Genomic DNA, 26979 nt, shown 5'->3' with positions numbered 1-26979 from the left:
ATGCATGCTACATTGGGAAAATCTTACCCGTGGATTCCTGGGAATGTTCTTTCTTATCCTGGTTTGTTATCTGCTAAGCAATAATCGAAAAGCCATTAACTGGAAACTGGTAGGGCTGGGCATCTTTGCACAGGTTATGTTTGCTATGGGCGTACTCAACACCCAGGCCGGCGGGCAACCCGTTTTCTGGGAGCTCTTCATCATCATGGTATTGATCTTCACCTATAACCGTTTCCGCAGGAAACAGCAGGAAGGTTTTGATCTGCCCAAAGATGCACTGAGCTGGCTGCTGGCACTGGCAGGATTGGCAGGTTTCTATTTTGGTATCATCCGCAGCCATCAGTATGCTTTTCCGGCCATTGCATTTACAATAGGTCTTGTGCCCATTGTTGCCATGATCAAAATACTGCAGAAGCGCTCTCTGGAATTGCTGAAATGGACCATCCTCACCGCCTGCATCCTTTTGGCTGTTTGTGTATTTACGCGTTTATGTAATCCTGAAATATTCCGCAGCGTTCTTTCTTCCGTATCCAGTTCTTTTGTGGCGCTGATCAATAACAGTCATGCCGGTACAGAATTCATGTTCGGCGCACTGGCAGATGCCAGCGGTAACTGGGCTTATATTTTTGCGGTGCAGGTATTACCGAACATCATTTTTTTTGCAGCGCTTTCTTCCATTCTTTACTACCTGGGCATCCTGCAAAAGATCGTATACATCTTTGCTTATCTCCTGAATAAACTGAAGATCTCCGGTGCTGAAAGTCTCTCTACCGCCGCTAATATTTTCCTGGGCCAAACGGAAGCGCCGCTGATGATCCGCCCTTACCTGGAAGGCATGAGCCGCTCTGAGATCCTTTGCATTATGATCGGTGGTATGGCCAACACCGCGGGTAGCGTAATGGCTGCCTATGTTGGTATGCTGGGAGGAACGGATGTAACACAGCAGGAATATTTTGCCTTACACATGCTCAGCCAGAGCATTATGAGTGCGCCTGCCGCCATCGTTTGCTCTAAAATATTATTCCCGGAAACAAAGGAACACCTGATCTCCAAGGAACTGAAGATACCGAAAGAAAAACTGGGCGATAACTTCCTTGATGCCCTTTCGCTGGGTACTACAGACGGGTTGAAACTCGCCGTGAATGTAGGCGCTATGCTGATTGTTTTTACCGCTATGATGTATGTGCTGAATGCCATGCTGGGATGGGTAGGTGATCAAACCAACCTGAATGCGGAGATCAATGCCATCAGCGGGGGAAGGTATAAGGAATTATCCCTGCAACTGATCCTGGGGTATGTGTTCTCCCCTATTGCCTGGATCATTGGCGTACCCTCGCAGGATATGCTCAGCATCGGCCAGTTATTAGGTGAAAAAACCATCCTGAATGAATTCCTGGCCTATAAATCCCTGGGAGAGATGAAGGCCGCTAACCTGATCACCAATCCCAAGTCGTTACTGATCGCTACCTATGCACTTTGCGGTTTTGCCAACTTTGCTTCTATAGGCATCCAGATCGGGGGGATCAGCCAGCTGGCACCCAATCAGCGGAAGAACCTCACGGAACTCGGCGTAAGGGCCCTGATAGGTGGCACCATCGCCTGTTTGATGTGTGGTTGCATAGCCGGCGCCTTATCCTGATCATTCAACCGGAAAAACAGTCCGTTAATCGAAAAATAACGCAGATTTCGCCTAGTGTGAGTACATTTACAGGAAGGAAAACCGTGCATTTTTTGCATATACTATTCACTATCACCTATAATGAACACAACTTGCGTAACTTTACCCTGATCTCCATATTCGTTTTCTTAGGTTTTGGAAGCTTTGCCCAACGCAAATGTGGTACTGCGGAAGTGCTGGCACAAAAGCTGGCGGCACAACCCAAACTGGCAAAAAGGATGCAGGCTATAGAACTGGACCTTCAGAAGAAAAGACCGGACAACAGGCTCTTCCGTGTAAATCCGCTCATCAATATCCCCGTAGTAGTACATGTTGTATTACCCAACCCTTCCCAGGTAACAGACCAGCAGATCCTGGACCAGCTGGCAGCACTTAACCTGGATTACCTGGCCGCTAATACAGATATCAATAAAGTACCAGCCGTATGGCAGGCCCGGACAGGCAACCCGCAGATCCAGTTCTGCCTGGCCGTACGTACGCCGGACGGGGACCCTTCTTCCGGTATCACCCGCACCACCACTACACATGCTGCCTTTTCAGTGAATAGCAGCGCCAGTGAAGTAAAATATACCAGTTCCGGCGGTGCGCCCGGCTGGGATAACACCCGCTTCCTGAACATCTGGGTATGTGACCTGGCCAGTGATTACCTGGGCGTAGCCACCCCTCCCGGCAATATATTCCCTACTGCAGAAGATGGCGTGGTAGTGGATTACAGGGCCTTTGGCAGAATGGGCAGCGCACAGGCTCCCTTTAACCTGGGCCGCACGCTGACGCATGAAATAGGGCACTTCTTTGGACTGAAACATACCTGGGCTGATGATAATGGTGGTTGTACACAGGATGACGGCGTGGACGATACGCCCCTGCAGAGCGATCACACCTACAACTGCCCCGCTTTCCCGCAGCTGGACAATTGCACCAACGTTGCTCCCGGTATCATGTTCATGAATTACATGGATTATGTGAATGATGCCTGCATGTACCTTTTCACCACAGGGCAAACAGACCGTATGCGGAATGCGATAGATGCACAAAGGGCTTCCCTGATCACTTCAGACGGCTGCACCCCTGTGAACCTGAAAACGAAAGACGCCGGCATTACTGCAATAGCCAAACCGCAGGGTTATCTCTGCGAAGCAGGACAAACACCCGTTGTGACTTTAAAGAACCGCGGATCTGAAACGCTCACCAGCGTAACCATCCGTTACACCATCAACGGCGGTACACCGGTAAATTACAGCTGGACGGGCAGCCTCACCATGCTGCAGCAAACAGAAGTTACCCTCCCTGTTCTTACGGCCGGGGAAGGCAATTCCACCTTAAAAGCATATACCGTTCAACCAAACGGCGCAGCAGACGATCAGCCGGATAATGATACGACGGCTGTGAACTTCAGCTACCGCCGTGAAGTAAGCATACCATTTACAGAAAACTTTGATAATACGCTCTTCCCTCCTGCCGGATTCAGTATCTCAAATCCTGACAGGAGCTTTACCTGGGAGCGTTCCACCATTGGCAGCAAAGGCAGCGCCGGTGCTGCATTGATGCGCAACCTCGGCTATGCCCGCAATGATGAAATAGATGACCTGCTTGGCCCGATAGTAGATGCTGCCAATGCAGACTCTATCTTCCTCTCTTTTGACCTCGCCGCTGCTACTGCCAGTCCTGTTGGCATGCCCAATAATCCCTGGGATACACTGGAAGTATTGCTGACAACGGACTGTGGTAAAACATTCATTCCCACCGGTTATAAGAAATGGGGCAGCTCGCTGGTTACCAGGACCATCCCTACCACCCAGGAATTTGTTCCTGCCGCCAGCGAATGGCGTACGGACACGGTAGACCTTACCCCTTTTATCCGGAATAAGCAATTCAGGGTAGTGTTCCGCAATACCACCAATTACGAGAACAATGTGTATATAGACCAGGTCAATATCTTCAAAAAGGATGTGAACAGCACCCTCCGGGATAAAGGCATTCTTATATGGCCCAATCCTTTCAGCCGGCAGTTTTATGTTGAGTTCAGCACCTGGCCGGAAGACCTGCTGGGCATTGCTCTTTTTGATGCCTCGGGAAGGCTTGTATATCAGCAGCAACCGTTAGCCCGCGTGGGTAACAGGGTGACAATTGATTTGGTAAATGGGGCAAATGGTGTTTACTTTGTGAAGTTGTTTTACACGCAACAGGTGAGGACTTATAAAATAGTGAAAGCAAAATGACGACGACCATAGCAACACAGCCGGGACTACTGACCATACTCAATGCCGCTTCTCTGGACAAGGATATACGCCGGATCGCTGACAAAGTTTTGCAACAGGAAAGGCTTACGCAGGAAGACGGCGTAACGCTGTTTGAGAAAGGAGATATCGGCGTACTCGGTGCACTGGCCAACCATGTAAGAGAAAGGAAACATGGCAACAAAACCTACTTCAACCGTAATTTTCATATAGAACCTACCAACGTTTGCGTATTTACCTGCAAATTCTGCTCTTATTCCAGGTTATACAAAAACCGTGAAGAAGGTTGGGAACTTAGCATCGACCAGATGCTGGACATTGTAAAGAAGTACGATAGCCAGCCTGTTACAGAAGTACACATTGTAGGTGGCGTACATCCCAAAATGAACCTGGATTTCTTTATTGAACTCATGCAAAAGATCAAGGCACACCGCCCTGACCTGCATGTGAAAGGTTTCACACCGGTAGAGCTGGACTATATGTTCCGCAAAGCAAAACTCAGCACGGAAGAAGGCATGAAAAAAATGCATGAAGCCGGCCTGCAGTCCTTACCGGGTGGCGGCGCAGAGATCTTCCATCCTGATATCCGCAACCAGATCTGCCACGATAAAGTGGACGGAGACGGCTGGCTGGAAATTCACCGCATTGCCCATAAACTGGGTATGCATTCCAACGCTACCATGCTCTATGGCCATATTGAAGAATACTGGCACCGCATAGATCATATGGAGCGCCTCCGCCAGCTGCAGGATGAAACAGGCGGGTTCAATACCTTCATTCCCCTGAAGTTCCGCAACAAACAGAACGACATGGCACATATACCGGAATCCACCATTGTGGGAGACCTCAAGATGTATTCCGTTGCCAGGTTGTACATGGATAACTTCCCTCACCTGAAAGCCTATTGGCCTATGCTGGGAAGGAATACCGCACAGCTCACCCTTTCCTTTGGGGTGAACGATCTGGATGGCACTATCGATGACACCACCAAGATCTATTCCATGGCAGGTTCAGAAGAACAGAACCCTTCCATGAACACCGCACAACTGGCCATGCTCATTAAACAGGCTGGCAGAGTTCCGGTAGAACGGGATACCGTGTATAATGAGATAAAGGATTATGGTGACGTTGTTTTTTCAGAAGAAGAATTACTCAACTGATATTTATGAATTTTAAGATCATCATACTGGCTGCATGGGGCAGCCTGTATATGGCTTCCTGCCAGAACCAACCAACCGGCACACAGGCGGACTCATCTGCTGTTTCTACCGTAACAGCTCCGGCTCCTGCAGCGGATAATGGCCCGGTTTTCAAAAAAGAAGGGGTACTTTCTTTCATCGGCAAGGAAAAAGGCGATACCATCAAAACCATTGATATTGAGATAGCTGAAACAGATGAAGAACGCGCCAGGGGGCTCATGGACCGCAAATCCATGCAGGATACACAGGGCATGCTGTTCATCTTTGCGGAAGCGGAAGAACAATCCTTCTGGATGAAAAACACCTACATTTCATTGGATATCATGTATGTAGGGGCAGACCAGGAGATCGTATCCATCCAGAAATACGCCACCCCTTTATCTGAAGAGAGCCTCCCCTCCTTCAAGAAAGCCAAATATGTAGTGGAAACCAACGCCGGCTTTGCTGATAAATACAAGGTGAAATACGGCGATAAGATCGTTTTTACAAAAAATTAAAATAAGGGGGTAACAAAAAGGAACATCTGCTGATCTACTTGCAAACAAACAAAAGCAAGTATGAAAACATTATCCTTAAAACCACTGTTCCTCTCTGCGATTGCAGCTCTCAGCATTATTTCCTGTAACAAGAGCGATGCGCCTGAAACACCGCAGAACAGGGATGCTGCCTTAATTACCGAATTCTTTGCCAAAAATGGCCCCGCCGTTGAACGCTTTACCGTGGACGCCAGCACCGGCGGCGTGATCAGTACCTCCAAAGGCACCAAATATAAAATACCCGCCGGTGCATTCGTTAACGCCTCCGGCCAGGTTGTTACCGGCAATGTGGTGGTAGATATAAAAGAGATCACCAAAGTGAGTGAAATGATCCTGGGTAACAAACCTTCCACTACTACAGATGGCGGCATCCTCGTGTCCTACGGAGAATTCTTTGTAAAAGCTTCCCAGAATAATAACCAGTTGCAATTGAAGAAGGATTCTGCTGTACTGGTACAGGTGATCGCTAAACCGGCAGCACAGATCAGGGAAATGCCTATATGGGATGGAGATTCCCTGGTTACTTATACTTCCACTGGTTATGACCATGAGAACACTGCGGTGACCATCACCCAGCAATACGCCGTGAACAAGGGTATCCAATGGACACAGGCGAATGGTTATGCCTTATTCAACGGCACTACCGGTACGCTGGATTTCAAACTGGATTCTTTGCTGAACTGGCGCAATTGTGATGTGCTCTATAATATCCCCGGCGTTAAAACTACGGTAATGGGTTACTTCGCTAATAACTTCAATGAGGAAACAAGTGCGGCCTATGGTGGTGAACAACCCAGCATGCTGTTCTTTAAACCGAAGAATGAGAACTCACTCGTTAAACTATACAATGTGATCCTGAATGCACCAGCTGGTAAAAAAGGATTTCACAGTTATCAGACATCTATCCCCATCGGGCTGGAAGGTACCTTCCTGGCTATCAGTGCAGTGAATGGCAAGTTCTATGCAGAGATGAAAGATGTAACCATTGCAGCGCCCCTGGCAGGCAAAACCTATACGGGTGTAACATTTGATCCGCAGGAAGTTTCAGAAACTGCGCTGCTCGCGTTGATCAATCAAATGAATTCAAAGTAGGCGTGGTACTGTGGGAGTATGTACCGGTACTGTTCAGCCAGTACCGGTTTTTTTTATTTAAATTCTTCCATGGTGAAAGACTTCTGCCGGCCTTTATATTTCCCCCGCACACTCAGTATATCCTTCTCCGTTACCTTCTCTGCTTTATTACCCCATGCGTTGCGGATAAAGCTCATAAGCTGCGCAATATCCCCGTCAGAGAATTCATCATTACTGCCAATCCCCGGCATGTCCGCATTGATCTCAGGGGCTTTGTACAATTTGCCATTCACTTCTACCGGACCGGTCAATCCAAACAATACAATGGCGATCAGTCTTTCCTTTTTACCGGTTACAATTTCAGAATGGTTCAAAGGTGGTGCAAGGGATTGGATGCCTTCTCCATCTGCACCATGGCAGGTTTGGCAAACGGTTTTAAATATCAGGTTGCCGCGCGGGAATTCTTTTGCCAATGCATCGCCCTGGCTGGCTTTCCGGCGGTTAGCGATGTCTTTTAATACCTTTTGCAGGTGACGGCGGATCACCAGGTTGGTATCCGGGTTCCATGCTATCACTTCATCCAGCAACGCTGCTTCCTGGTCTTTTGCATTACTGATCAGCGCATCTGCTACAAAAACATCTTTCGGGAAACCGTAGAAGAGCGCATCAGATAGACGTTTGGCCATGCCTGCATCCAGCTTTTTCAAAGCAGGGAGCACAAGCGCCAGGGAGGGCGCCAGCTGCTTATCTATTAACAAACCGATCAGGATATCTGCAACGGCTGCTTTATTACTGTTATTGAGGATAGAAGGTAAAGTCCAGATGGCCTGTGTTCTAATGGTTACATCCGGCTGCTTCGTCAATGCTTTTACATCTGCTACGTTCAATGCATGCAGGCCTTCCAGTGTCCATAAAGCGTGGAACAGGCCAATCGGTTTGCTCACATCGGCCAGGCGTTGCCTTAACAATGGAATAACAGATGCATATTTACCATCTACCAGCATTTGCTGTGCTTTATCCCGGATCCATCCATTTGGATGATCCAACGCTGCAACAAGTTGTGCCGGATCTGTTGTAAGCTTGAATGGCGTTGGTTTTGCACCATTAGGTAGTATACGATAGATACGCCCGCAGTTCAAAGGATCTGTGAGCTTACGTACAGCAATTTCATTTTTGAGATAAGGAGTGATGAAGGTCCTGTGCTGGATGATACCGCGATACATATCCAATACATACAAAGCACCATCCGGTCCAACATTAAGGTTTACAGGGCGGAAGCGTTCATCTGTACTGGCCAGGAATTCACGGCCTTTGTAAGCCTGTTTACCTTTCACCTGGTAACCACTGTCTTCCAGGATATTGCGCTTTATGAGGTTGGCGGAAGGTTCCGCCACAAAAGCATTGCCTTCATATGCCGCGCCGTATAGCCCTGCGCGGTAGATCACCGGGCCGCATGCTGCGGTGAACCTGATCAGGCGGAGACTATCGTCCAGCACCTTTTTCATGTAACCACGGTTCACACCCGGCGTTGGCCGGGCAGGATATACATTGTTATCCGGTACGATGTTTTCATCATACCCTTTTACATTGCGCTGATTAGGATTGGCGGCGCCCAGTCCCGGTGAGAAATAATCTCCCAGCAGGTTCTCTGAGTTGTTGTTATAGAACAGGCGGCCGTAATTATCCTGGGTAATGCCCCACTGGCCGCGGAAATGTGTATCCTCTTTCAACCAGCGGTTACCTTCTTTCCGGTATCTTTTATTGGATTTGGCATTGTAGATCCAGTTGTCCATAGCCCGCAGGAGGCCGTTGGGCTGGTGTTCCACATTACCACCTTCTGTATAGGCTGAATCCACAAGGGTGCGTTTGCCGGCTTTATCGCCGTTTATTTCAACAAACCAGAGCCGGGGAGGCTCGGCAACGAGGAGGCCATTCTCTATGATGCACAAGGCACGGGGTAATACCAGGGAATCCAGGAATACCGTACGTTTATCAATAGCGCCATCTCCTGTTGTATCTTCCAGGATCACGATCTTGCCGTTCATGGCATTTTCGCCGGTACCCGAAGTATCCGGCATATAACCGGTCATCTCCGCTACCCAGAGGCGGCCCTTTTCATCAAAGGTCATTGCCACGGGTACAATTACCTGCGGTTCAGCTGCTACCAGCTGAACACTGAACCCGTCTTCCGCTTTTAAATGTTGGAGGGATTGTTCTGCCGTCAGCACCGGGGATTCCGCGTATTGCTGACGCATGGCAATGGAATCAGCTTTGGGGGACTTCCCCTGGTTACCACACGACATAAGCGCCAGCCCCGCTAAAGCACATCCGATCAATTTAATCATAGCCCGAAAAGATATAACTCCCAAAATACTGCGCTTCCGCTAATATTCAAATCCACCCATCAAAAAAACCTGCGGCTGAAAATAAGAGGGGCTGGAATAATCACTTATCTAAAAAAACTTACGCCGGGAAAATCCTCCTGAAGGAAAAATAACCACCTTTCTAAAAAACTTACGCCGGAAAATCCTCCTGAAGGAAGAATAACCACCTTTCTAAAAAACTTACACGGGAAAATCCTCCTGAAGGAAGAATAACCACCTTTCTAAAAAAACTTGCGCCTGAAAACATTCTTAATAGTGGAATACCCCGTCATCAGGTTGCCTATCAGGAAGCTCTGCTTGAGGTTATGCCGGATGGTACTGCGCATGATCCGCACCACCATGTCCTTTTCCACCTCTCCGGTTTCCTTCACCCTGGCTAAACGGTTCACCGCTATCAGGGCCAGCAACGCCCCGAAAGCAAAGAGGAAGTTCCATTCATGCAGCTCCACGAGGTGAAAGGCTTTGGTCCAGTTAGGGCTCCCCCACTCTGCATCTATCTTCAGATGGCGGCCGGTGAAATAATCCGCCAGGTATCCACCCGCCAGCGGCGCGAGGGAAGAAAACACTGCTGTAATAATATTCTTTGTGGCAAGATAATAGATGGCGTCCGACTGCGGCGCCAGCTTCAGCCCTATATTGGTGAGGGACAGGTTAATACCCGCATTGGCAAACCCCATCACGATGTGAATACCCGTCAGCAACACCAGGTTAGGCCATAGTTGGGAATAGATACCCACAAAACACCAGCCCACGAGGCACAGAATATACAGAGGCGCACCAATGGCAATAATGGTTTTATTACTGTACCGGTCTGCAAACATACCCCAGAGCCGGATAGTGAGGATGCTGGACACCTGGCTGAGGATGGTGAGGCCAATGATATAAGAAAGCCCCAGCCCCATACTCTTCATCATAAAAACGGTAAAAAAGGGTGCCGCAATGTTCACCGCAAACACCCAGGCGGAATTGAAGATCAGCAGGCGCCTGAAGTTACTGTCCTTTAACGGGCCGCGTAATAAACGGAAGATATTCTCCTTGGTCATATATACCTGCGGTTCCGGCGTTTTGGAAAGGAAGATGGTACCGGAAAGCCCGATGATGCCCGCTGCAATGAACATCCAGCCATATACATTCAGTTCCATCAATGGCTGATGATCACGGATATAGTCTACGCCCAATGCCAGCAACAGGCTTAACACCGCATTCAGCGTTTGCATATAACTGCTGCGTTTGGCAAAATAAGCACCCAGCTGATTGCCCGGCACCAGGTCTTTCATCCATGAATTCCAGCTGGCACCGGCAATAGCACCGGAAAAATAATAGAAGAAAAGAATGGGGATGATCAGCTCTATGGTAGTCCATTCCGGCCAGAGCAGCGGAAATATGCCAATAATGATCAGGGGAAAACGGGCCAGGAAAGCACAGGTCACCGTTACAGCACGGCGGTTGTTAAACCGCCGGACCAGCCAGATAGAGATCAGCTGGAACAGGTTCACCAGGGTGGGCAATGCGGCTATTAACCCCAGCTGCAGGTTATTGGCACCCAGCAGAATAGCCATGGCCACAATGAAGGCACCACCTGTTAAGGTGGTCATCGCTTCGGAAGCCAGCCCATCTCCAATTACCAGTTTTAAACCCCTGCTTACGTCTGTTTCTGTAAGTGACTGACTTGGCTTCAGATCCATTACAACTATTTTTTCGAGGTAAGTGGGCAATCATTGTACCATAAAAAAAGGTGTACTGTAAGAACAGCACACCTTTATAAAAAGTTGATGTAAATTTTAATTCAGACTCCTGAAATCCACCGGTACCAGTTTACTTACACCGGCTTCCTGCATGGTTACCCCGTAGATCACATCCACAGCCGCCATCGTTTGCTTGTTGTGCGTTACGATAATGAACTGGGAGTTATCGGAGAACTTGCGGATCATATTGGTGAACTTACCTACGTTGGCATCATCCAATGGCGCATCCACCTCATCCAGGATACAGAAAGGTGCTGGTTTGATCAGGTAAATAGCAAAGAGCAATGCCGTAGCCGTAAGGGTTTTTTCTCCACCGGACAATTGTGTAATAGCCGCCGGGCGTTTCCCTTTCGGTTTAGCGATGATCTCAATACCCGTATCCGCCAGGTTGGAAGGATCGTTCAGGATCATATCGCACTGATCTTCTTCCGTGAACAAAGCCTTGAACACCCGGATGAAGTTCTCTTTCACCTGGTTAAAGGTATCCAGGAACTTCTGGTTAGCCGTGGATTCTACTTCCTGGATAGTTTGCAGTAAGGATTCTTTAGCCGTCACCAGGTCGTTCTTCTGTTCTAAGATGAACTCGTAACGTTTCTTCATTTCCGTATACGCTTCAATGGCTGTTGGGTTGATCTCACCCATGTTCTCCAGCCTTTTCTTGAGGCGTTCCGCATTGTTTTGCAGGTCTTCCACAGACTGGCTGCCCGTGCGGTCTTCATCCAGGATCTCATCCAGGTTGATCTTGAACTCCACGCTCAGCCTTTCCTTCATGGAAGAGAGTTGCAGTTTGAGTTCATTCACCTTGTCTTTGATCAGGTTCAGGTTCTGGTCCAGCAGATCGCGCGTTTTCAGTTTGGAACGCAGCGTGCTTTCCAGTTCCTGCAGGTGGTTACGGAAGTTGTAATACTCCTGGTCCTTTTCATTCACACTCTTCTCTTCTTCTTCACGGCGGCGGAACAGGTCTACCAGTCCGTCTTCAGAAGAAGCCAACCTGTCTTCCGCTGCAGCGATGTTACCCGCTGTATCTTCCAGTTGTGTTTTATTGCTTGTTACCTGTACATACAGGTCACTCAGCTGTTTACGTTTAAAATCCAGCTCCTGTTTGAGACCCTGCACTTTACTGTGCTGGCGGGTATGTTGCAGGTTCTGGTTATTGAACTGCACGCTGGCCTGGTTGAATTGCTGCTCTGCTTCCTGTGCTGCCCTGTCTGCCGCCTGAATGCTGTCGTGCAGGTTATGCACTTTTTCATTGAGGCCATCCAGTTCATCCCGTACGGATGCAATACTTTGTTCATTGGCTTCCAGCTGCTGCTCCATTTCTGTGAGGCGCTTGCTGCCGGTTTCAATCAGGTGATGGAAGTTCTCGATCCTGTTCTGCAAACCAAAGAGCTGATTGTTCAGCTGGTTCACTTTTTCCTTTAAAGCATTGATCTTGTTCTCATTCAACTGACTGTTGTAACCCAGCACCTGATCATGCTTAGCTTGCAATTGTGCTTTAAGGCTGCTGCATACAGCTTCCAGGTCTTTGATCTCCTGGTCCAGCTTCTCCAGGTTCTTGGCGCGGCCTAATTTCTTTCCTTCGAACAAACCCACAGAACCACCGTTCATGCTGTATTTACCACGGTGAACGCGGCCGCTCTTTTCGGTGATCAGTACATCCTGGTCCGGCAGTTCGGCGAAGTTCATGGAAGTGAGGTCGTTCGCAATGAACACCTTGCCCAGCAGGTAATTACCCAGCCCTTTATATTTCTCGTCAATCTCTACCACTTCCAGTGCGGAAATAGTGCCCGGAGGCGCAAACAGGGTACCTGCCTGGTGATTGAACTGGTCCAGTATAAAGAAGTTAGCCTTCCCTTTTTTGTGGAGGTCCAGCAGCTGGATAGCCTGGATGGCTTCCTCTGCATTGTTCACTACATAGAAGTTCAGGTAAGGTTCCAGCAGGTTTTCTATACAGGTGCGGTAAGCTTCCTGGCAAAAGAAAATATCGCTGAGGATGGGAGCTTTATTATTCCAGTCTGTGTTCTTTTTGAGGAACTTGATACTCTCGGGATAACCTTCCAGGCTGTCCACAAGGGATTTCAACAGATCGTACTCGTTCTTTTTCGAATCCAGTTTACGGTTCTCGTCTACCAGGCGGTCCCGCAGGCCTTCTATTTCACCTTGTGTGGTGAGGATCTTGCCTTTTGTTTCTTCCTGGAAGTTCACCATTTCTTCCAGCTCATCTTTGCTGTTTTCCAGTACTTCCTGCAAACCGCTCTTCTCTTCTTCCAGTTGCTGGATCTGCGTTAAGCGGTTGGTTTTTTCTTCCTGTAACTGCTGGATGCCGCGCTGGAGGTTCTGTACGGAAGTATCGGCGATAGCCACTTTCTTTTCCGCTTCAAATTGCTGGCGCTGCCATTGCTGCTGGTCTTTCCGGAGGTTTTCCAGGCTGAGTTTCTTCTCTGCAAAATGTTCTTTCTTCTCATCCACCATTTCGTGGAGGGTTTCCAGTTCATCCTGCATGGAATCAAATACTTCCTGCTCGTCTGTCACCTGCGTTTCAGTGAAGGCGATAGATTCCGTGAGGCCTTTTGCCTGGCCTTCCGCGTTGTTGAGGAAATCTGTCAGGCTTTTTTCCCTTTCCTTTAAGTAGGTCAGTTGCTGGGAAGCCAGGTTTTTATCATTCTCCTTGGTGCGGATGGTAGATACAAGTTCGTTGAAAGAGCGCTGCAATACCTGCAACTCCCTTTCTTTCGCCACAAAGTGCAGTTTATCCTGTTCCACCGCTGCCTCATCTGTAGAGATCTCTGCTTCGAGGGCAAACTTGCGGTCAGTTTCCTGCTGCTGCTGCTCTGTGAGGTCTTTAAAGGTGTTGTTGAAACCTTCCAGGGAAGCTTTGGCCAGCTCAATGCTGGCCTCTTTATATTCCTTTTTGATCTCGTAGAACCGTTCCGCTTTGCGGGCCTGGCTCTCCAATGTCTTGAGGTTGTTATTGATCTCGAAAAGAAGGTCCTCGATCCTGTTCAGGTCACCTTCTGTGGCGTCCAGTTTGGATTTGGCTTCCTTTTTCCGGGTTTTGTAGATGGAAATACCGGCGGCCTGTTCCAGCATCCGGCGGCGGCTGTTCTCCTTATCCTTGATGATATCGTCCACCATCCCTAACTCGATGATGGCGTAGGAGTCTGTACTCACCCCTGTATCCATAAAGAGGTTATGGATATCCTTGAGGCGGCAGACCACATCGTTCAAACGATATTCGCTGTCGCCATTCTTATAGAACTTACGGGTAACAGTCACCGTGGTGAATTCCGTAGGCAATACGTTCTTATTGTTCTCGAACGTAAGGCTTACTTCCGCCATACCACTGGCGGAACGGGTACGGGAACCATTGAACACGAGGCCAGCCTGGTTATCTGAACGCAGGTTACTGATCTTATGTTCTCCGATCACCCAGCGGATAGAGTCGATGATATTACTCTTGCCGCAACCGTTAGGGCCAATAACGCCTGTTACACCTTCATCGAAGTGTAACACCGTTTTGTCCGCAAAACTTTTAAACCCTTTGATCTCTAGTGTTTTTAAACGCACAACACCTCCTTTTTATGAGCCGCCAAAGATAATTGAATTAAGTTGATATCAGCATCATGGGGCTTGCCGCTTCGGGATAGCGGTACGCAGATATGGTCACACTCACACGTAAAATTCAATGATGCTGAATCATTTGGTAAGTTACCGGAGAACGTATAATATTTTGTATTTACTTATTCACAGTTGGGGATAATTTTTTCACAATCTGGCTATAAATAATTGATAGTGAGATAAATATTGAACTTATCTCATTTATTACCAGAAGTATGGGTAAAGGCCGGGATAAGGCCGATAAAGGCCGGTTCAAGGCCGATCAAGGCCGTCACGAGGCCGTAAAAGGCCATTACAAGGCCGTAACAAGGCCAGTACGAGGCCGTGGATAACAAGGAAAAAATCTCTGGTTCATATATTGTAATTTTGCACACGATGCAAGAACGTTGGCTCAAAGAAGCAAAAGCCTTTATTTTCAGTTACCATTTCAGCAACGGACTTCGTACTACCCTGAGCGTTGTTGTGCCCTCTGTTATTTTTGCCGCTATCGGGCAACTCAGCACCGGGATAGCAATATCTATGGGCGCTTTATGTACAGCCCTTGCGGATGTTCCCGGCACTATTATCCACAAACGGAACGGATTGATCATCAGCACCATCCTGATCTTCCTGCTGGCTTTAGGAACAGGCCTGCTGCTACCTCACATGGCGCTGTTGACCATCTGGGTGGGGCTTTGCAGTTTCTTTTGCTCCATGCTGCTGATCTATGGCAACCGGGGTGGAAACATAGGCATCGGAGGTATGCTGGTGATGGTGAGCATCATGGCAGAGCAGTACACCACCTGGCAAATGGCAGTGCAGATTTCCTTCCTTACCCTCAGTGGCAGTATATGGTATGCCCTGCTTGCACTATTATTCTGGCAGATCAGGCCCTACCTGACCGTGCAGCAGACTTTAGGTGATTGCATCCAGTCAACCGCAAAATACCTCCGCCAAAGGGCTAATTTCTACGAACCGGATCTCGATATCACCGAAACTTATAAAGATGTATTTGCCCAGCAGGTGATCGTGAATGAAAAACAGGAAGCCGTGCGCGAGCTCCTGCTTAAAATGCGTTCCGCACAACAGGGTACTACAAGTATCAGCAAAAGCATGGTGCTCATTTTCCTGGACCTGGTGGATATGCAGGAACAGATCATGGCCTCCCAGATCGATTATACCTCCCTGCAAAAACGCTTTGCCGGCACCAAAGTGATTGCACAATTGCATGAAACGATCATACAATTCTCAGAAGAACTAGACAACATAGGCATCGCAGTATCAGTGGGTTTTCGCTCTATGCCTAAAGTAAATTTGAAATTAGAATTAGAGAAGGCGCGCAAGGAATTCAAGAACTACCAGGCCAGCCTGCCTTCCCTCAAAGAACGGGCAGACCTGATCCCTTTCGAAAGCATCTTCGACAACCTGCAGCATATCACCCAGCGGATGTATAACATGCACCGCCTCACCAGGCTGGAAAGAGTGAAGGAAGCGAGTTTCGATCATCAGCTTGAGCTTTCCAAATTCACTACCCGCCAGTCGTACGATGTTACTACATTCCGCAACAACCTCACCTTTAACTCCCACATCTTCCGGCATGCGGTTAGAACGGGAATAGCCATGGTATCCGGTCTGCTGTTGGGCCAGGCGCTGCAGCTCAGCAGAACCTACTGGATCCTGCTCACTATTATGGTGATCATGAAACCCGGTTTCAGTCTTACTAAAACCCGGAGTTTCCAGCGGATCATCGGTACGCTGATCGGGGCTTTCTTTGCAGCGGGGATCCTCTATCTTACAAAAGACGATACGGTTATCTTCTGTGTGATGCTGGTTTGCATCCTGGGAGCTTACAGCTTCCAGACCTATCACTATATCACCAGCGTGGTGTTTATGACACCCTTTATCATCTTCCTGTTACACTTCCTCCATCCGGCGGATTTCAACAACCTCACCAACAGGGTGATAGATACGGTGATCGGTGGTACAATAGCCTTTATTTTCAATTACATCTTCTGGCCCAGCTGGGAATACAAGTTCCTGCCGGATTACATGGTCAAAGCCATCACCGCCAACAAACAATACCTCCAACAGGTCACTAACCTGTACACGGATAAACCCTTCAGCTTAATCGCCTATAAACTGGCCCGCAAGGATGTACATGTAAGCATTGCGAACCTTACTGCCGCTTTTCAGCGGATGTTATCCGAGCCAAAGAGCAAACAGAAACACGGCTCGGAGCTCTATCATTTTGTAGTACTAAGTCATTCATTATCATCGCATATAGCGCAGTTATCTGCTTATGCACTGCAACATCATTTGAAGTATAAGCGGCCGGAATACAAGGATATCCTGTTGTTCCTTCTTACCATTATGGACCAGATAGAGCAGTATGTATCAGTGGGTGCTATTATACCTGACCCGGAAACTCCAACGGCATTCCACCGCCTCGAAGAAAGACTGGAAGAACTGTTGCATCTGAGGCAGCAGCAGATCAATGATGGTCAGGGGCATACTGTTGAAAGGGAAGAAATGCTGGAGATCAAACATGTGCGGGATCAGTTCCAGGCGTTGTTCACGGTGCTAAAGGATATGAAGAAGGCTGCGGTACACGGGGCTGTGATTGTTGAAGGCTGAGGTTGGGCCGCGCATAAAAGGGCGGAGTGTTTTATATTTAGAAGGAAACATTCCTTTATTTAGATAGAACAGATTCCTTCTTCCAGATAGAAAAATCCCTTTGCCAAAAAAGAAAAAGCCGCTCTCTGATGCGGCAAAACCTTAAGGCAGCAGTAGAAGGTGTTTTTAAAGGAAGAAAACACCTTTAAAGAAAGGAAACATCATCAAAAAAGAAATGGCCAACCGGCCATTTCAAATATCTTTTTTAAATAAAAATTGTGCAGCAAAGGTCTAATCAAATAAAAAAGCCCTCTGGTAAAGAAAAACACCCTTTACAGTGCAGCAAACGTCTAATCAAATAAAAAAGCCCCCTGGTAAAGAAAAACACCCTTTACAGTGCAGCAAACACAACTTCTAATCAAATAAAAGTACGCTGGTAAAATAAAAAACAATCCGCCCTCTGCTGCGCGGCAAGGTCTAAGCAAGCCTCTACTCCTCCGAAATCACCCCAAACTGGTCCGTTACCGGCTTCACCGCCTTCAGCATCATATCAAACCAACCCGGCCCATATTGCGCGTAATAAGGCATAAAGTTCTCCTTCCGCTCCTGCAAAGAATTACCGGGAAACAACCGCTCTTTCAAAGCCCGGATCTGCTCTGTTTGCCAGGCAAACTTCTTCTTCTCAGCCCGCAGGAATTTATGCTCAAGCTTACCAATAGATTTCAATGCACGCGTGCGCTCTGCATTCACGGTAGCAATCAACGTAACGTCAATTGTCTTTGCTTTCTCTTCCAGTTCATTGAACAGCTTCTCCACCGCCGCATATTCTTCCCGCAACACTAAAGCTGCATTTGTATGCTCATGCACAAAACGGTTCACCAGCAACTCGGTATCCTCAAACAAGGCTTCCGTGCTGATCCCCAGCTTCCGCTGACGGTCATGCAGATCCTTCTTTATCCAAAGGAAAGAGTTACGCAGCAGGATAACAGGATAAGGTACTTTATGATGCTGGAAGAGCTCTTTTAATTCCAGCCAGTAAGCCACTTCTCCTCCACCGCCAATAAAAGCAATGTTCGGCAGAATGGTTTCCTGCAGGATCCCACGAAGGATCACATTCGGACTAAACCGTTCAGGATGTGTGTATAATTCCTCTTTCAATTGCTCCCCGGAAAACGACAACGATGTGTGTAGTATCTTCCACAATTCCCCATCTTTAACAATCCTTTCACGTTTATCCTCAATGAGATAAAAAAGATTTATTTCCCGCGGATTCGCCTGAACTTTATAATGTTCTGCTAATTTTTCGATGGTTTTGCCTACAATAGCAGCAGAACTCTGTTGCCATAATTCTTCCTCCATCACCGGAATCAGCTGTTGCTTGAATGCCGGATTGTCAGGTATCAGCACTAGCAGCCCGTAACAACCAAACAAATCGTTAACAAGGCTTAAAGTAGCCTCCTGGATGGTTTTATGCCCCAGGTAAGCCTTTTCCAGCATTTCCACCAAAGCAGGCCCATGGGGCTCAAACCCCACCGCATCTGCTACCTTTTTGATCATTTCATCCAGCCCGGTAGTGTTCATCCGGCCTACCGCCCCCTTCTGATCCGTATCCCAGGTAAGGGTTTTACCATTCAGCTGTATGGAGCCCAGTTCGTCCAGGTCCGCATCCTCGCTGCCCATGTAATACACCGGCACAAAGTGGTTCTTTGGGTACTTCACCGCTAAATCCCGGGAAAGCTTGATAGTTTGTAGTATCTTGTAGATGAAATAGAGATACCCTGTAAATATATTCGGCTGATGAGCCGTACAGATTGTAAAAGTATTGGTGGCCTGCAACAGGCCTATATTAGCCCTTACTTCCTCCCTTATTTCTACCCCCTGGTATTGTTTATATAAGGCATCTGCCAGTAAATCTCTCCGCAGTGGCTGCGTTGATTTGACATGCATGGCTTTATCAAAATCAGGATTCACCTGTATATACTCATAAAAAGAGCGCAGGGGCGTACGACCTGTCAAAAAATCCGCTATGATCGGACTGCAGAACCCCGTTTCCGTAAATGGCAGGTAATGTTGGCACATTACCGGTTGTATATGATTGATCACTCTTCGAAATTTGGATGCACGAATTTAGGGAATTTGATGCAGCCACTTTTAGAATTTGTTGATGAGGTTACTATAACGGATGGCTGGTAAATCTGGCAGCGAATTTGTAAAATGATCTATGTCCTGCAAAGCACTAAGCTTTCCTGCCCTATACCCCTCAATTAAAATGTAAATAATATTATCTCAATATGAAGATAGCCTATATAGCCTCGTATTTTCCGCGGGAATGCGGAATAGCAACGTTCACCGAGCATCTCATTCGTGCGATCTCTAATGAACAGGATTCAACAGCGCCGGAAGTATCTGTGATTGCGATGAACGATGAAGGGCAAACGTACGAATACCCGCCGGAAGTTACCTTCACTATCCGCCAGCATCATCTGCAGGATTACCTCAACGCGGCGGACCATGTGAATGAAAGTGGTGTGGACTTCGTGATGGTGCAACATGAGTTTGGTATTTTCGGTGGAGAGTCCGGCGTATACCTCTTGCCGTTCCTTCACCGTTTGAAGGTACCTTACCTGGTCACCTTCCATACGGTACTGAAAGAATCTTCTTTCATGCAGCGGATGGTAGTGAAAGAAATTGCACAACATGCGGCGAAGGTGGTCGTAATGAGTAATCTCGCCATCAACTTCCTGGTGAACCTCTACGATATAGAGCAGGATAAAATACTGATGATACCGCATGGCGTACCTGATTTTGAAAAGCTGAGTATTGATGCTGCCATTCTTCCGAAGGTATTACGTGAACGCAAAGTTCTCTTCACCTTCGGATTGCTGAGCAGGAACAAAGGAATAGAGACTGTTATACAGGCACTCCCCGCCATTATCAGCAAACATCCTGATGTATTGTATGTGGTAGCAGGCAAAACCCATCCCGGCGTACTGCGTCATGCAGGTGAAGAATACCGGGACTACCTGCGTAAGCTGATCACAGAACTGGGTGTGGAAGATCATGTAATGTTCATTGATAAGTTCCTTACGGAAGACGATCTGTTTGCGTACCTGATGCACAGCAGTATCTATATAACACCGTACCTGAACGAAGCGCAGATCACCAGCGGCACACTAACGTATGCCATGGGTGCCGGAGCTGCTGTAATATCAACACCTTACTGGTATGCAAAAGAATTACTGGCAGAAGGCCGTGGCCGCCTCTTTGGTTTTTCACAACACGAAGAGCTGGGCGCCATTATCACAGAATTGCTGGACAACCCTGCCATGCTGGAAAGCCTGCGGGAACGTTCGCTGAACTTCGGAAAGGAATTACAATGGAGCAGGATGGGTGCACGTTACCGCCAGGTGGTCCGCAGAAGGCTGCAGAACCCGCCACCAACGCCCATGCTTACACGTAATCTCCCGGAGCCATCCATGCTGCCGCATTTGAACCTTACACATATTCGCCGTTTAACAGACAATACAGGTATTATACAACACGCCAAGTTTGGTATACCCAACCTGAAAGAAGGGTATTGTGTAGATGATAACGCGCGTGCATTGATGATGACACTTATGGTGGTGCCGCACCGCCCTTCCAAAGAGATCCTTGACCTGCTGCCCATCTACCTCAGCTTCCTGCATTACATGCAATTGCCGGATGGTAACTTCAGGAACTTCCTCAGCTTCAGCCGGCAGTACCTGGATGAAGTGGGTTCAGAAGATTCCTTTGGCCGTACTATCTGGGCACTGGGTTACCTGATCCGTTATGCACCTAATAATTCCTACCGGGAATTTGCGCAGGAAATGTTCCATGCTGCCATCCCTCACTTCAAAGACCTCGAACATCTCCGCGGACGCGCCAATGCGGCCATTGGGGTTTGCCATTACCTCCATTATCATCCTTCCGATGAAAGGTTGTATGTGGCCCTGCGGACGCTCATTGAACCTTTAACTGACGGATGGGAAAAGAACAGTAACGAGGCATGGCAATGGTTTGAAAAAGATATGACCTACGATAACGGCATCCTGCCGCTGGCACTACTGCATGCGGCAGAGTTCACAGGTAATGAAAAATGGAAAGAGATCGGGTTGCAAAGTCTCTCCTTCCTGGAAAACCTCACCATGCGCCAGGGTTACTTTACGCCCGTAGGCAACGAGGGCTGGCATTGCGAAGGCGGTGATTGTCCTTTATTCGACCAGCAGGCGATTGAAACAATGGCCATGGTGTTACTGTATCAGCAGGCGCATGTTATTACCGGTAACAAAGTATACCTGCAACGTATGTATACCTGCTATAAATGGTTCCTGGGAGATAATGCATTACGCCTCTCTCTGTACGACCAGGAAACACATGGCTGCTGTGATGGACTGGAAGCAAGAGGACTTAACCGTAACCAGGGCGCTGAAAGCACATTGGCTTATTTCATTTCACACCTCAGTGTGCTGAATAGTTGTGCAGCCGTTCCCAAACCGGAAAAGATCCTCAAAACGGCCGTTATTTCAGGAGGCATTGTGAGCAAGATCATTTAGACAGTAAGCAGATATGAAGATTGCAATACTCTCGCCCGTAGCCTGGCGTACTCCGCCGGAGCACTACGGGCCCTGGGAGCAGATGGCCTCAAATGTAGCGGAGGGATTAGTGCAGCATGGTTGGGATGTAACACTTTTTGCCACAGGCAACTCGCACACCGCCGGTACATTGAAGGCCATTTGCGCAACAGGGTATGAAGAAGACAAAACCCAGGATGCTAAAGTTATGGAGTGTATGCATATCAGTTACCTCATGGAGCAGGCAGCTGATTATGAGATCATTCACAATCACTTTGATTTTCTACCCCTCACTTATTCCCGGCTGATCAATACCCCCATGGTCACCACCATTCACGGTTTTTCATCTGAGAAGATCATCCCGGTGTACAAGCGGTACAACGATATCAATCATTACGTATCCATCAGTAATGCAGACCGGCATCCGGAGTTGGATTATGCCGGCACGGTATACAATGGCATCGATCCCGCAGGTTTTGATTATTGCGAAACACCGGAAGATTACCTCCTGTTCTTTGGCAGGCTGCATCCGCATAAAGGTGCGCATGATGCCATTACCCTGGCTAAGAAAACAGGGCATCGTTTGATCATTGCCGGTATCATACAGGATGAAGCGTATTATAATGAGAAGATAAAACCACATGTAGACGGTGAGCAGATCCAATACCTTGGCCCGGCAGGTCCGAAAGAACGGAATACTTTACTGGGAAAAGCAAAAGCCTTATTACACCCCATCTATTTTGAAGAACCTTTTGGTTTAAGTGTGGCGGAAGCCATGATGTGCGGTACGCCTGTGATCGCTTACCGCAGAGGATCTATGCCGGAACTGATCATTAACGGGGAAACCGGTTACCTGGTGAACGACCTCCATGATGCGGCAGAAAAAATAAACACGCTGCCCGAAATAAGCCGGGCAGCGTGCAGAATGTGGGCCATCGAACAATTCAGTATGCAAAAGATGGTAAAAGATTATGTACGGATCTACGAATCCCTTAACCTTCTTTGATCTTCGCTAATAGTTTATCCAGCTTCACGGTTGCAAAGGAAGAGGCGTAGTCAGACAGGCCATAAGGAATGATCAGTTCATCGTTATGGATCAGTGAACCGCAGGAATACAGTACGTTGGGTACATACCCTTCTCTTTCATCCTTATTGGGAATGATCAGGGGTTCCTTCAACCGGCCCAGCTCAATGGTTGGGTCTTCCAGGTCCAGCAGGGTCATACCCAGGCAATAGGTACGCATAGGTCCCACGCCATGGGTGAGCAACAGCCAGCCTTCAGATGTTTCTATCGGGGATCCGCAATTCCCTATCTGCACAAATTCCCAGGGATATTTGGGCGTTTGCAGGATCTGCGGGTTTTCCCATACATTGATCTTATCCGAATACATGATGTAATTGTTGATCCCGTCTATACGGGATAACATGGCGTACTTGCCATTGATCTTCCGGGGGAACAGCGCCAGGTTCTTGTTCTGTGCGCCCTCTCCATACAGCGGCATGATCTTGAAACTGTAGAAATCCCGTGTTTGCAGGAGTTTGGGCTGAATAGTGATACCGTCAAATGCAGTATAAGTAGCATAATAGGTAACACCGCTTGTATCGCCGGTGTACTTCACAAACCTGGCATCTTCAATACCCCTGCTTTCTGCTTCGGAATAAGGGAAGATCACCCGGTCTGAAATATCGGTATCCAGTGAAAAGTTAATGTCGTAATAAGAATCTCCCAGCCATAAGAGGCGCTCCAGGTTCCTTTTCAGCAAATGGTCCACCTGGTACCGCTGCTGCATTTCCCTTATGGCCTGTTTCAGTGCCACATACTCAAATGTATCCGGCAGCATCCCCTTCACCTCGTTCATCACGGAGTCCGGCAACTTAATGGAAACAGCATTCTGAAAGAAAGTTTCTTTATGGTAAACGGCATTGCGGATGATCTCGGGTTCATCCACATAGTTCCCGGCCGGTACAAAACTTACTTCATTATCCTTGCCTATCAGGCCACGGCGGAAAACGATGGAAGAAACGTGCCCTTCCCCTACTGCGCGGAAGCTCATGATCACCCGCTTCTCCCCATCTTCCAGACCACTCTGGTCAACATCCTCCACAATGGAAGGATTGAAGAAAGCAGCAGATTCAATAGAGAATTCGTTGGTGAAGAAAGAACCGATCAGGAGTTTCTTTTTGTATTCTACCCCACTGTAGTCGATGTTCATAGCCAGGAACAGATTGCGCAGCTTCTCTGCATGGCGTTCAAAGATACGAGTGATGTTACGGTGACGTTTGGAGAAATCCCTTAGTATAGGCGTAATGGTGATATCCACTTCTACTTCTGACATTTCCAGTACCTTCAGTATTATTCCTTTGGCTCTCGCATCTCCGTTAAAGAAAAAACGTGCTACCACACGTTTAAGGTCGGGGGTGATCTTTGTTGCCTGTCTTTCAATAGATAATCGCATATACCTTATTTAATCAATAATAAATCCCCCGGGCAGCATAGTCTATGCGAGGCATTGAAAACCATCCGGGAGTATTGCTCCTTTCTTCACAACTACAATGCCATCTTTCACGGTATATTTTTCAAAATCTCCATCTTCCATATGTTTACCGCCATTGATCCTCACATCATTGCCGATGCAGGCATTTTTGTCGATAATGGTATTGTTAATATAACAGCGGTCCCCGATACCAATGGGAGGCCTTCCGTGACTCCGGGCAGCGTTGATCTCGTCCAGCGTCTGGTAGGTATCATTCCCCATCAGGTAACTGTTACTGATAGTAGTACCTTTCCCGATACGGGTACGGATACCCACCACACAGCGTTCCAAACGGCTGGCGTTAATGATGCAGCCATCCGCGATCACGGTTTTCTCCAGTGTGGTGCCGGAGATCTTGGCAGGCGGCAGCATGCGGGCGCGGGAGAAGATGGTCTGGTGATTATCGAACAGGTTGAACTGTGGAATATCATCGGTAAGGCCAAGGTTGGCTTCAAAGAAAGAAGAGATGTTCCCGATATCCGTCCAGTACCCTTCATATTGGAAACTGAGCACCTTATGTTTGTCGATGGAATTAGGGATGATCTCCTTACCAAAGTCCGTTGCTTCCGGCGTGCCGCTCAGCAGATCGAACAGTAATTGTTTATTGAAGATGTAAATACCCATGGAAGCCAGGTAATTCCTTCCCTCCCGCTGCATATCCGGGCTCACCTCGGAGGTCCAGTCCGGCAGCAGGTCTTTCTTCGGCTTCTCTATGAAAGAAGTGATAAAGCTCTCTTCATTTGTTTTAAGGATCCCAAAGTCCGTAGCATCCTTTGCATTCACGGGGATGGTGGCAATGGAAATGTCTGCCCCCTTTTCCATGTGATGCTGGATCATTTCGCGGAAGTCCATCTGGTACAGCTGGTCCCCGGAAAGGATCAGTGCATATTCAAACTCAAAATTCTCCAGGTGCCGCAGGGTCTGGCGTACCGCATCCGCAGTACCCTGGAACCATGTGGGGTTATCAGGCGTTTGCTCCGCAGCCAGTATGTCTACAAAAGCTTTACTGAAATGAGAAAAGTGATACGTGTTCTTGATATGCTTATTGAGCGAAGCAGAGTTAAACTGCGTCAGTACAAAGATGCGATGCAGATCGGCATTGAGGCAATTGGAAATGGGGATATCCACCAGGCGGTACTTGCCTGCAACCGGTACGGCAGGTTTAGAACGACTGCGGGTCAGCGGGTACAGCCGCGTACCGGCTCCTCCCCCAAGGATGATTGAGATCACTGCGTTAGACATAACGTTATTTTTATTTTAGGCTGGTGTATAGATCTAAATATTGCTGCGCTGCTTTGTCCCAGGAATGATCCAGCTGCATGATCGTTTTCCTGATCTTTGAAAATTTGGTTTTGGTGTGGAATAATTCCAACGCCCTGCCGATGGCATGACACACATCCCCAACACTGGCATGATAAAAACGGATCCCGAATCCATCCTCATCACCAAAGTCGATAACGGTGTCTTTCAGGCCGCCTGTAGTACGTACAATGGGCACTGTACCATACCGCATGGCATACATCTGGTTCAGGCCGCAGGGTTCCACGCGGGAAGGCATCAGCAAAAAGTCGGCCCCGGCATATAGTTGATGGGAAAGGGCCTCGTTATAACCGATATAAACATTAAAGTGTTCTCCTGCATACTGCCTTGTTTGCTGCAACATCCATTCCGTATGTGCATCTCCGCTCCCTAATATAAGGAAATTCAATGCACCCGGGTTTTCAAACAGGGAACGCCCGATGATCTCGGGCAGCAGATCTGCCCCTTTATCACCTACCAGCCTGCCGATAAACACAAACAACGGCAGTTCAGGGTCCAGCTTAAAAGTTTCGCAGAGATGCTGTTTATTGGCCTTCTTTCCTTTCAGCTGGCTGCTCATGGTATACTTAGCTGCAATCATACCATCTTTGGCAGGGTTCCAGACTTTGTCGTCTATACCATTGAGTATACCGGTGGCTTTCCCTCTTTCTGTATTGAGCAGGGCCTCCAGTCCGTTTGCGCTGGTAAAAAGCTCTTCCATGTAACTGGGAGAAACCGTGTTGATGCGCCATGCACATTTGATAGCTGCCGCCAGTGGGTTGATACTGCCTCCCCAGTCCAGCATACCACTCTTCCACAGGTCAAAAGAAGGGATGAGGTATAATTTATCCCATCCAAACTGGCCCTGGTACTGTGCATTGTGAATGGTGAGCACCGTGGCGATGTTCTGCAGGCGGTTGTACTTGTAACCGAAGCGGACGAGGAAAGGGATCAGGCCGGTATGATGATCGTGGCAATGGATCACATCCGGCTGATGCTGCCATTCATTCAGCCAGTCCAGCACCGCCACCTGGAATCCGAGGAAACGCTCTGTGTCATTCATGTATCCATATACACCGGGGGTATCCAGTAAACCCGGGATATCCACCTGGTAAAGATCAAAGCCCAGTTCATTGGAGTCTTCTTTCCATACATTGAAATGGAACCATGCATGCCCCACCCATAAACCGCCCTGGTGAACCAGTTCATAGGTATGTGATTCCCGGAATTTTGTCAGATATGCGGGCATCACTACTTTGGCAATTGTTCCTGCCTCCTGTTGATATTTGGGCAGGGCGCCCACTACATCGCCCAAACCACCTACTTTTGCCACCGGATAACACTCCGCGCTAACGTGTAAGATCTCCATGCTTTTTGTATTCGTTTATAAATTAAACCGGAAAAGCCAGAAAACAAAGGGCTTGCTAAAATATTGATAAACAAAGATGAAATGCTATGGTTGTCCACATGTTGTCAGTTGATTAAAAATTAATA

General features: G+C 48.0%; 15 protein-coding genes. 8 read left to right on the top strand and 7 right to left on the bottom strand.

Annotation, left to right across the window (positions count from 1 at the left end; genetic code table 11):
• The first annotated feature begins 4 nt into the window (after positions 1 to 4).
• From AAHN97_RS08695 to AAHN97_RS08675, 5 genes are all read left to right on the top strand, one after another.
• The gene (locus tag AAHN97_RS08695) at positions 5 to 1639 is read left to right on the top strand and encodes a NupC/NupG family nucleoside CNT transporter (RefSeq protein WP_343307186.1); all 1635 of its coding nucleotides are present in this window, start codon (positions 5 to 7) and stop codon (positions 1637 to 1639) included.
• A 92-nt stretch (positions 1640 to 1731) separates the two neighbouring features.
• On the top strand, positions 1732 to 3897 hold the full coding sequence (locus AAHN97_RS08690; RefSeq protein ID WP_343307184.1) for a M43 family zinc metalloprotease: 2166 nt from the start codon (positions 1732 to 1734) through the stop codon (positions 3895 to 3897).
• Positions 3894 to 5075 carry an aminofutalosine synthase MqnE gene (mqnE, locus tag AAHN97_RS08685; RefSeq protein WP_343307183.1) on the top strand — a complete coding sequence of 394 codons (1182 nt, stop codon included), beginning with the start codon at positions 3894 to 3896 and terminating at the stop codon, positions 5073 to 5075. Before AAHN97_RS08690 ends, mqnE begins: the two co-directional genes overlap by 4 nt.
• Before the next feature lie 5 nt (positions 5076 to 5080).
• Positions 5081 to 5611 carry a DUF192 domain-containing protein gene (locus tag AAHN97_RS08680; protein ID WP_343307182.1) on the top strand — a complete coding sequence of 177 codons (531 nt, stop codon included), beginning with the start codon at positions 5081 to 5083 and terminating at the stop codon, positions 5609 to 5611.
• A 60-nt stretch (positions 5612 to 5671) separates the two neighbouring features.
• Positions 5672 to 6742, top strand: a complete 1071-nt coding sequence (locus AAHN97_RS08675; RefSeq protein WP_343307181.1) for a hypothetical protein — start codon at positions 5672 to 5674, stop codon at positions 6740 to 6742.
• A gap of 53 nt (positions 6743 to 6795) precedes the next feature.
• Here AAHN97_RS08675 and AAHN97_RS08670 read toward each other — a convergent pair whose 3' ends face one another.
• The 3 genes from AAHN97_RS08670 to smc all read right to left on the bottom strand — a co-directional run bounded on the left by AAHN97_RS08670 (position 6796) and on the right by smc (position 14417).
• Positions 6796 to 9066, bottom strand: coding sequence for a DUF7133 domain-containing protein (locus AAHN97_RS08670; RefSeq protein WP_343307180.1), 2271 nt, complete (start codon positions 9064 to 9066; stop codon positions 6796 to 6798).
• Between the two features lie 260 nt (positions 9067 to 9326).
• On the bottom strand, positions 9327 to 10790 hold the full coding sequence (locus AAHN97_RS08665) for an MFS transporter (protein ID WP_343307179.1): 1464 nt from the start codon (positions 10788 to 10790) through the stop codon (positions 9327 to 9329).
• A gap of 96 nt (positions 10791 to 10886) precedes the next feature.
• Positions 10887 to 14417, bottom strand: coding sequence for a chromosome segregation protein SMC (smc, locus tag AAHN97_RS08660; protein ID WP_343307178.1), 3531 nt, complete (start codon positions 14415 to 14417; stop codon positions 10887 to 10889).
• Between the two features lie 426 nt (positions 14418 to 14843).
• On the opposite strand from smc, the gene AAHN97_RS08655 reads away from it, so the two are divergent.
• Complete coding sequence (locus tag AAHN97_RS08655) at positions 14844 to 17081, top strand: FUSC family protein (protein ID WP_343307177.1); 2238 nt, start codon at positions 14844 to 14846, stop codon at positions 17079 to 17081.
• A gap of 468 nt (positions 17082 to 17549) precedes the next feature.
• Here the strand turns inward: AAHN97_RS08655 and bshC are convergent, their stop codons facing one another.
• On the bottom strand, positions 17550 to 19139 hold the full coding sequence (bshC, locus tag AAHN97_RS08650) for a bacillithiol biosynthesis cysteine-adding enzyme BshC (protein WP_343308270.1): 1590 nt from the start codon (positions 19137 to 19139) through the stop codon (positions 17550 to 17552).
• A 212-nt stretch (positions 19140 to 19351) separates the two neighbouring features.
• Between bshC and AAHN97_RS08645 the strand changes: the two genes are divergently transcribed.
• Entirely contained in the window at positions 19352 to 21634 is a 2283-nt protein-coding gene (locus AAHN97_RS08645; RefSeq protein WP_343307176.1) for a glycosyltransferase family 4 protein, read from the top strand.
• A 13-nt stretch (positions 21635 to 21647) separates the two neighbouring features.
• Positions 21648 to 22658, top strand: coding sequence for a glycosyltransferase family 4 protein (locus tag AAHN97_RS08640; protein WP_343307174.1), 1011 nt, complete (start codon positions 21648 to 21650; stop codon positions 22656 to 22658).
• Here AAHN97_RS08640 and AAHN97_RS08635 read toward each other — a convergent pair.
• Genes AAHN97_RS08635 through AAHN97_RS08625 form a run of 3 tightly spaced genes read right to left on the bottom strand, consistent with a single transcriptional unit; the run spans position 22645 to position 26854 of the window.
• Positions 22645 to 24108 (bottom strand): glycoside hydrolase family 130 protein, encoded by a 1464-nt coding sequence (locus tag AAHN97_RS08635; RefSeq protein ID WP_343307172.1) that lies wholly within the window; start codon positions 24106 to 24108, stop codon positions 22645 to 22647. The two genes, AAHN97_RS08640 and AAHN97_RS08635, sit on opposite strands and share 14 nt — an antisense overlap.
• A 42-nt stretch (positions 24109 to 24150) precedes the next feature.
• Positions 24151 to 25428, bottom strand: a complete 1278-nt coding sequence (locus AAHN97_RS08630) for a glucose-1-phosphate adenylyltransferase (protein ID WP_343307171.1) — start codon at positions 25426 to 25428, stop codon at positions 24151 to 24153.
• A gap of 10 nt (positions 25429 to 25438) precedes the next feature.
• A complete protein-coding gene (locus AAHN97_RS08625; protein WP_343307170.1) occupies positions 25439 to 26854 on the bottom strand; it encodes a glycogen synthase in 1416 nt (471 codons plus the stop codon).
• Positions 26855 to 26979: the final 125 nt, after the last annotated feature.

Origin of the sequence: Chitinophaga niabensis (assembly GCF_039545795.1) — a bacterium.
GTDB classification, from domain to species: Bacteria; Bacteroidota; Bacteroidia; order Chitinophagales; family Chitinophagaceae; genus Chitinophaga; species Chitinophaga niabensis_B.
This window is presented reverse-complemented; position numbering and strand designations above follow the sequence as displayed.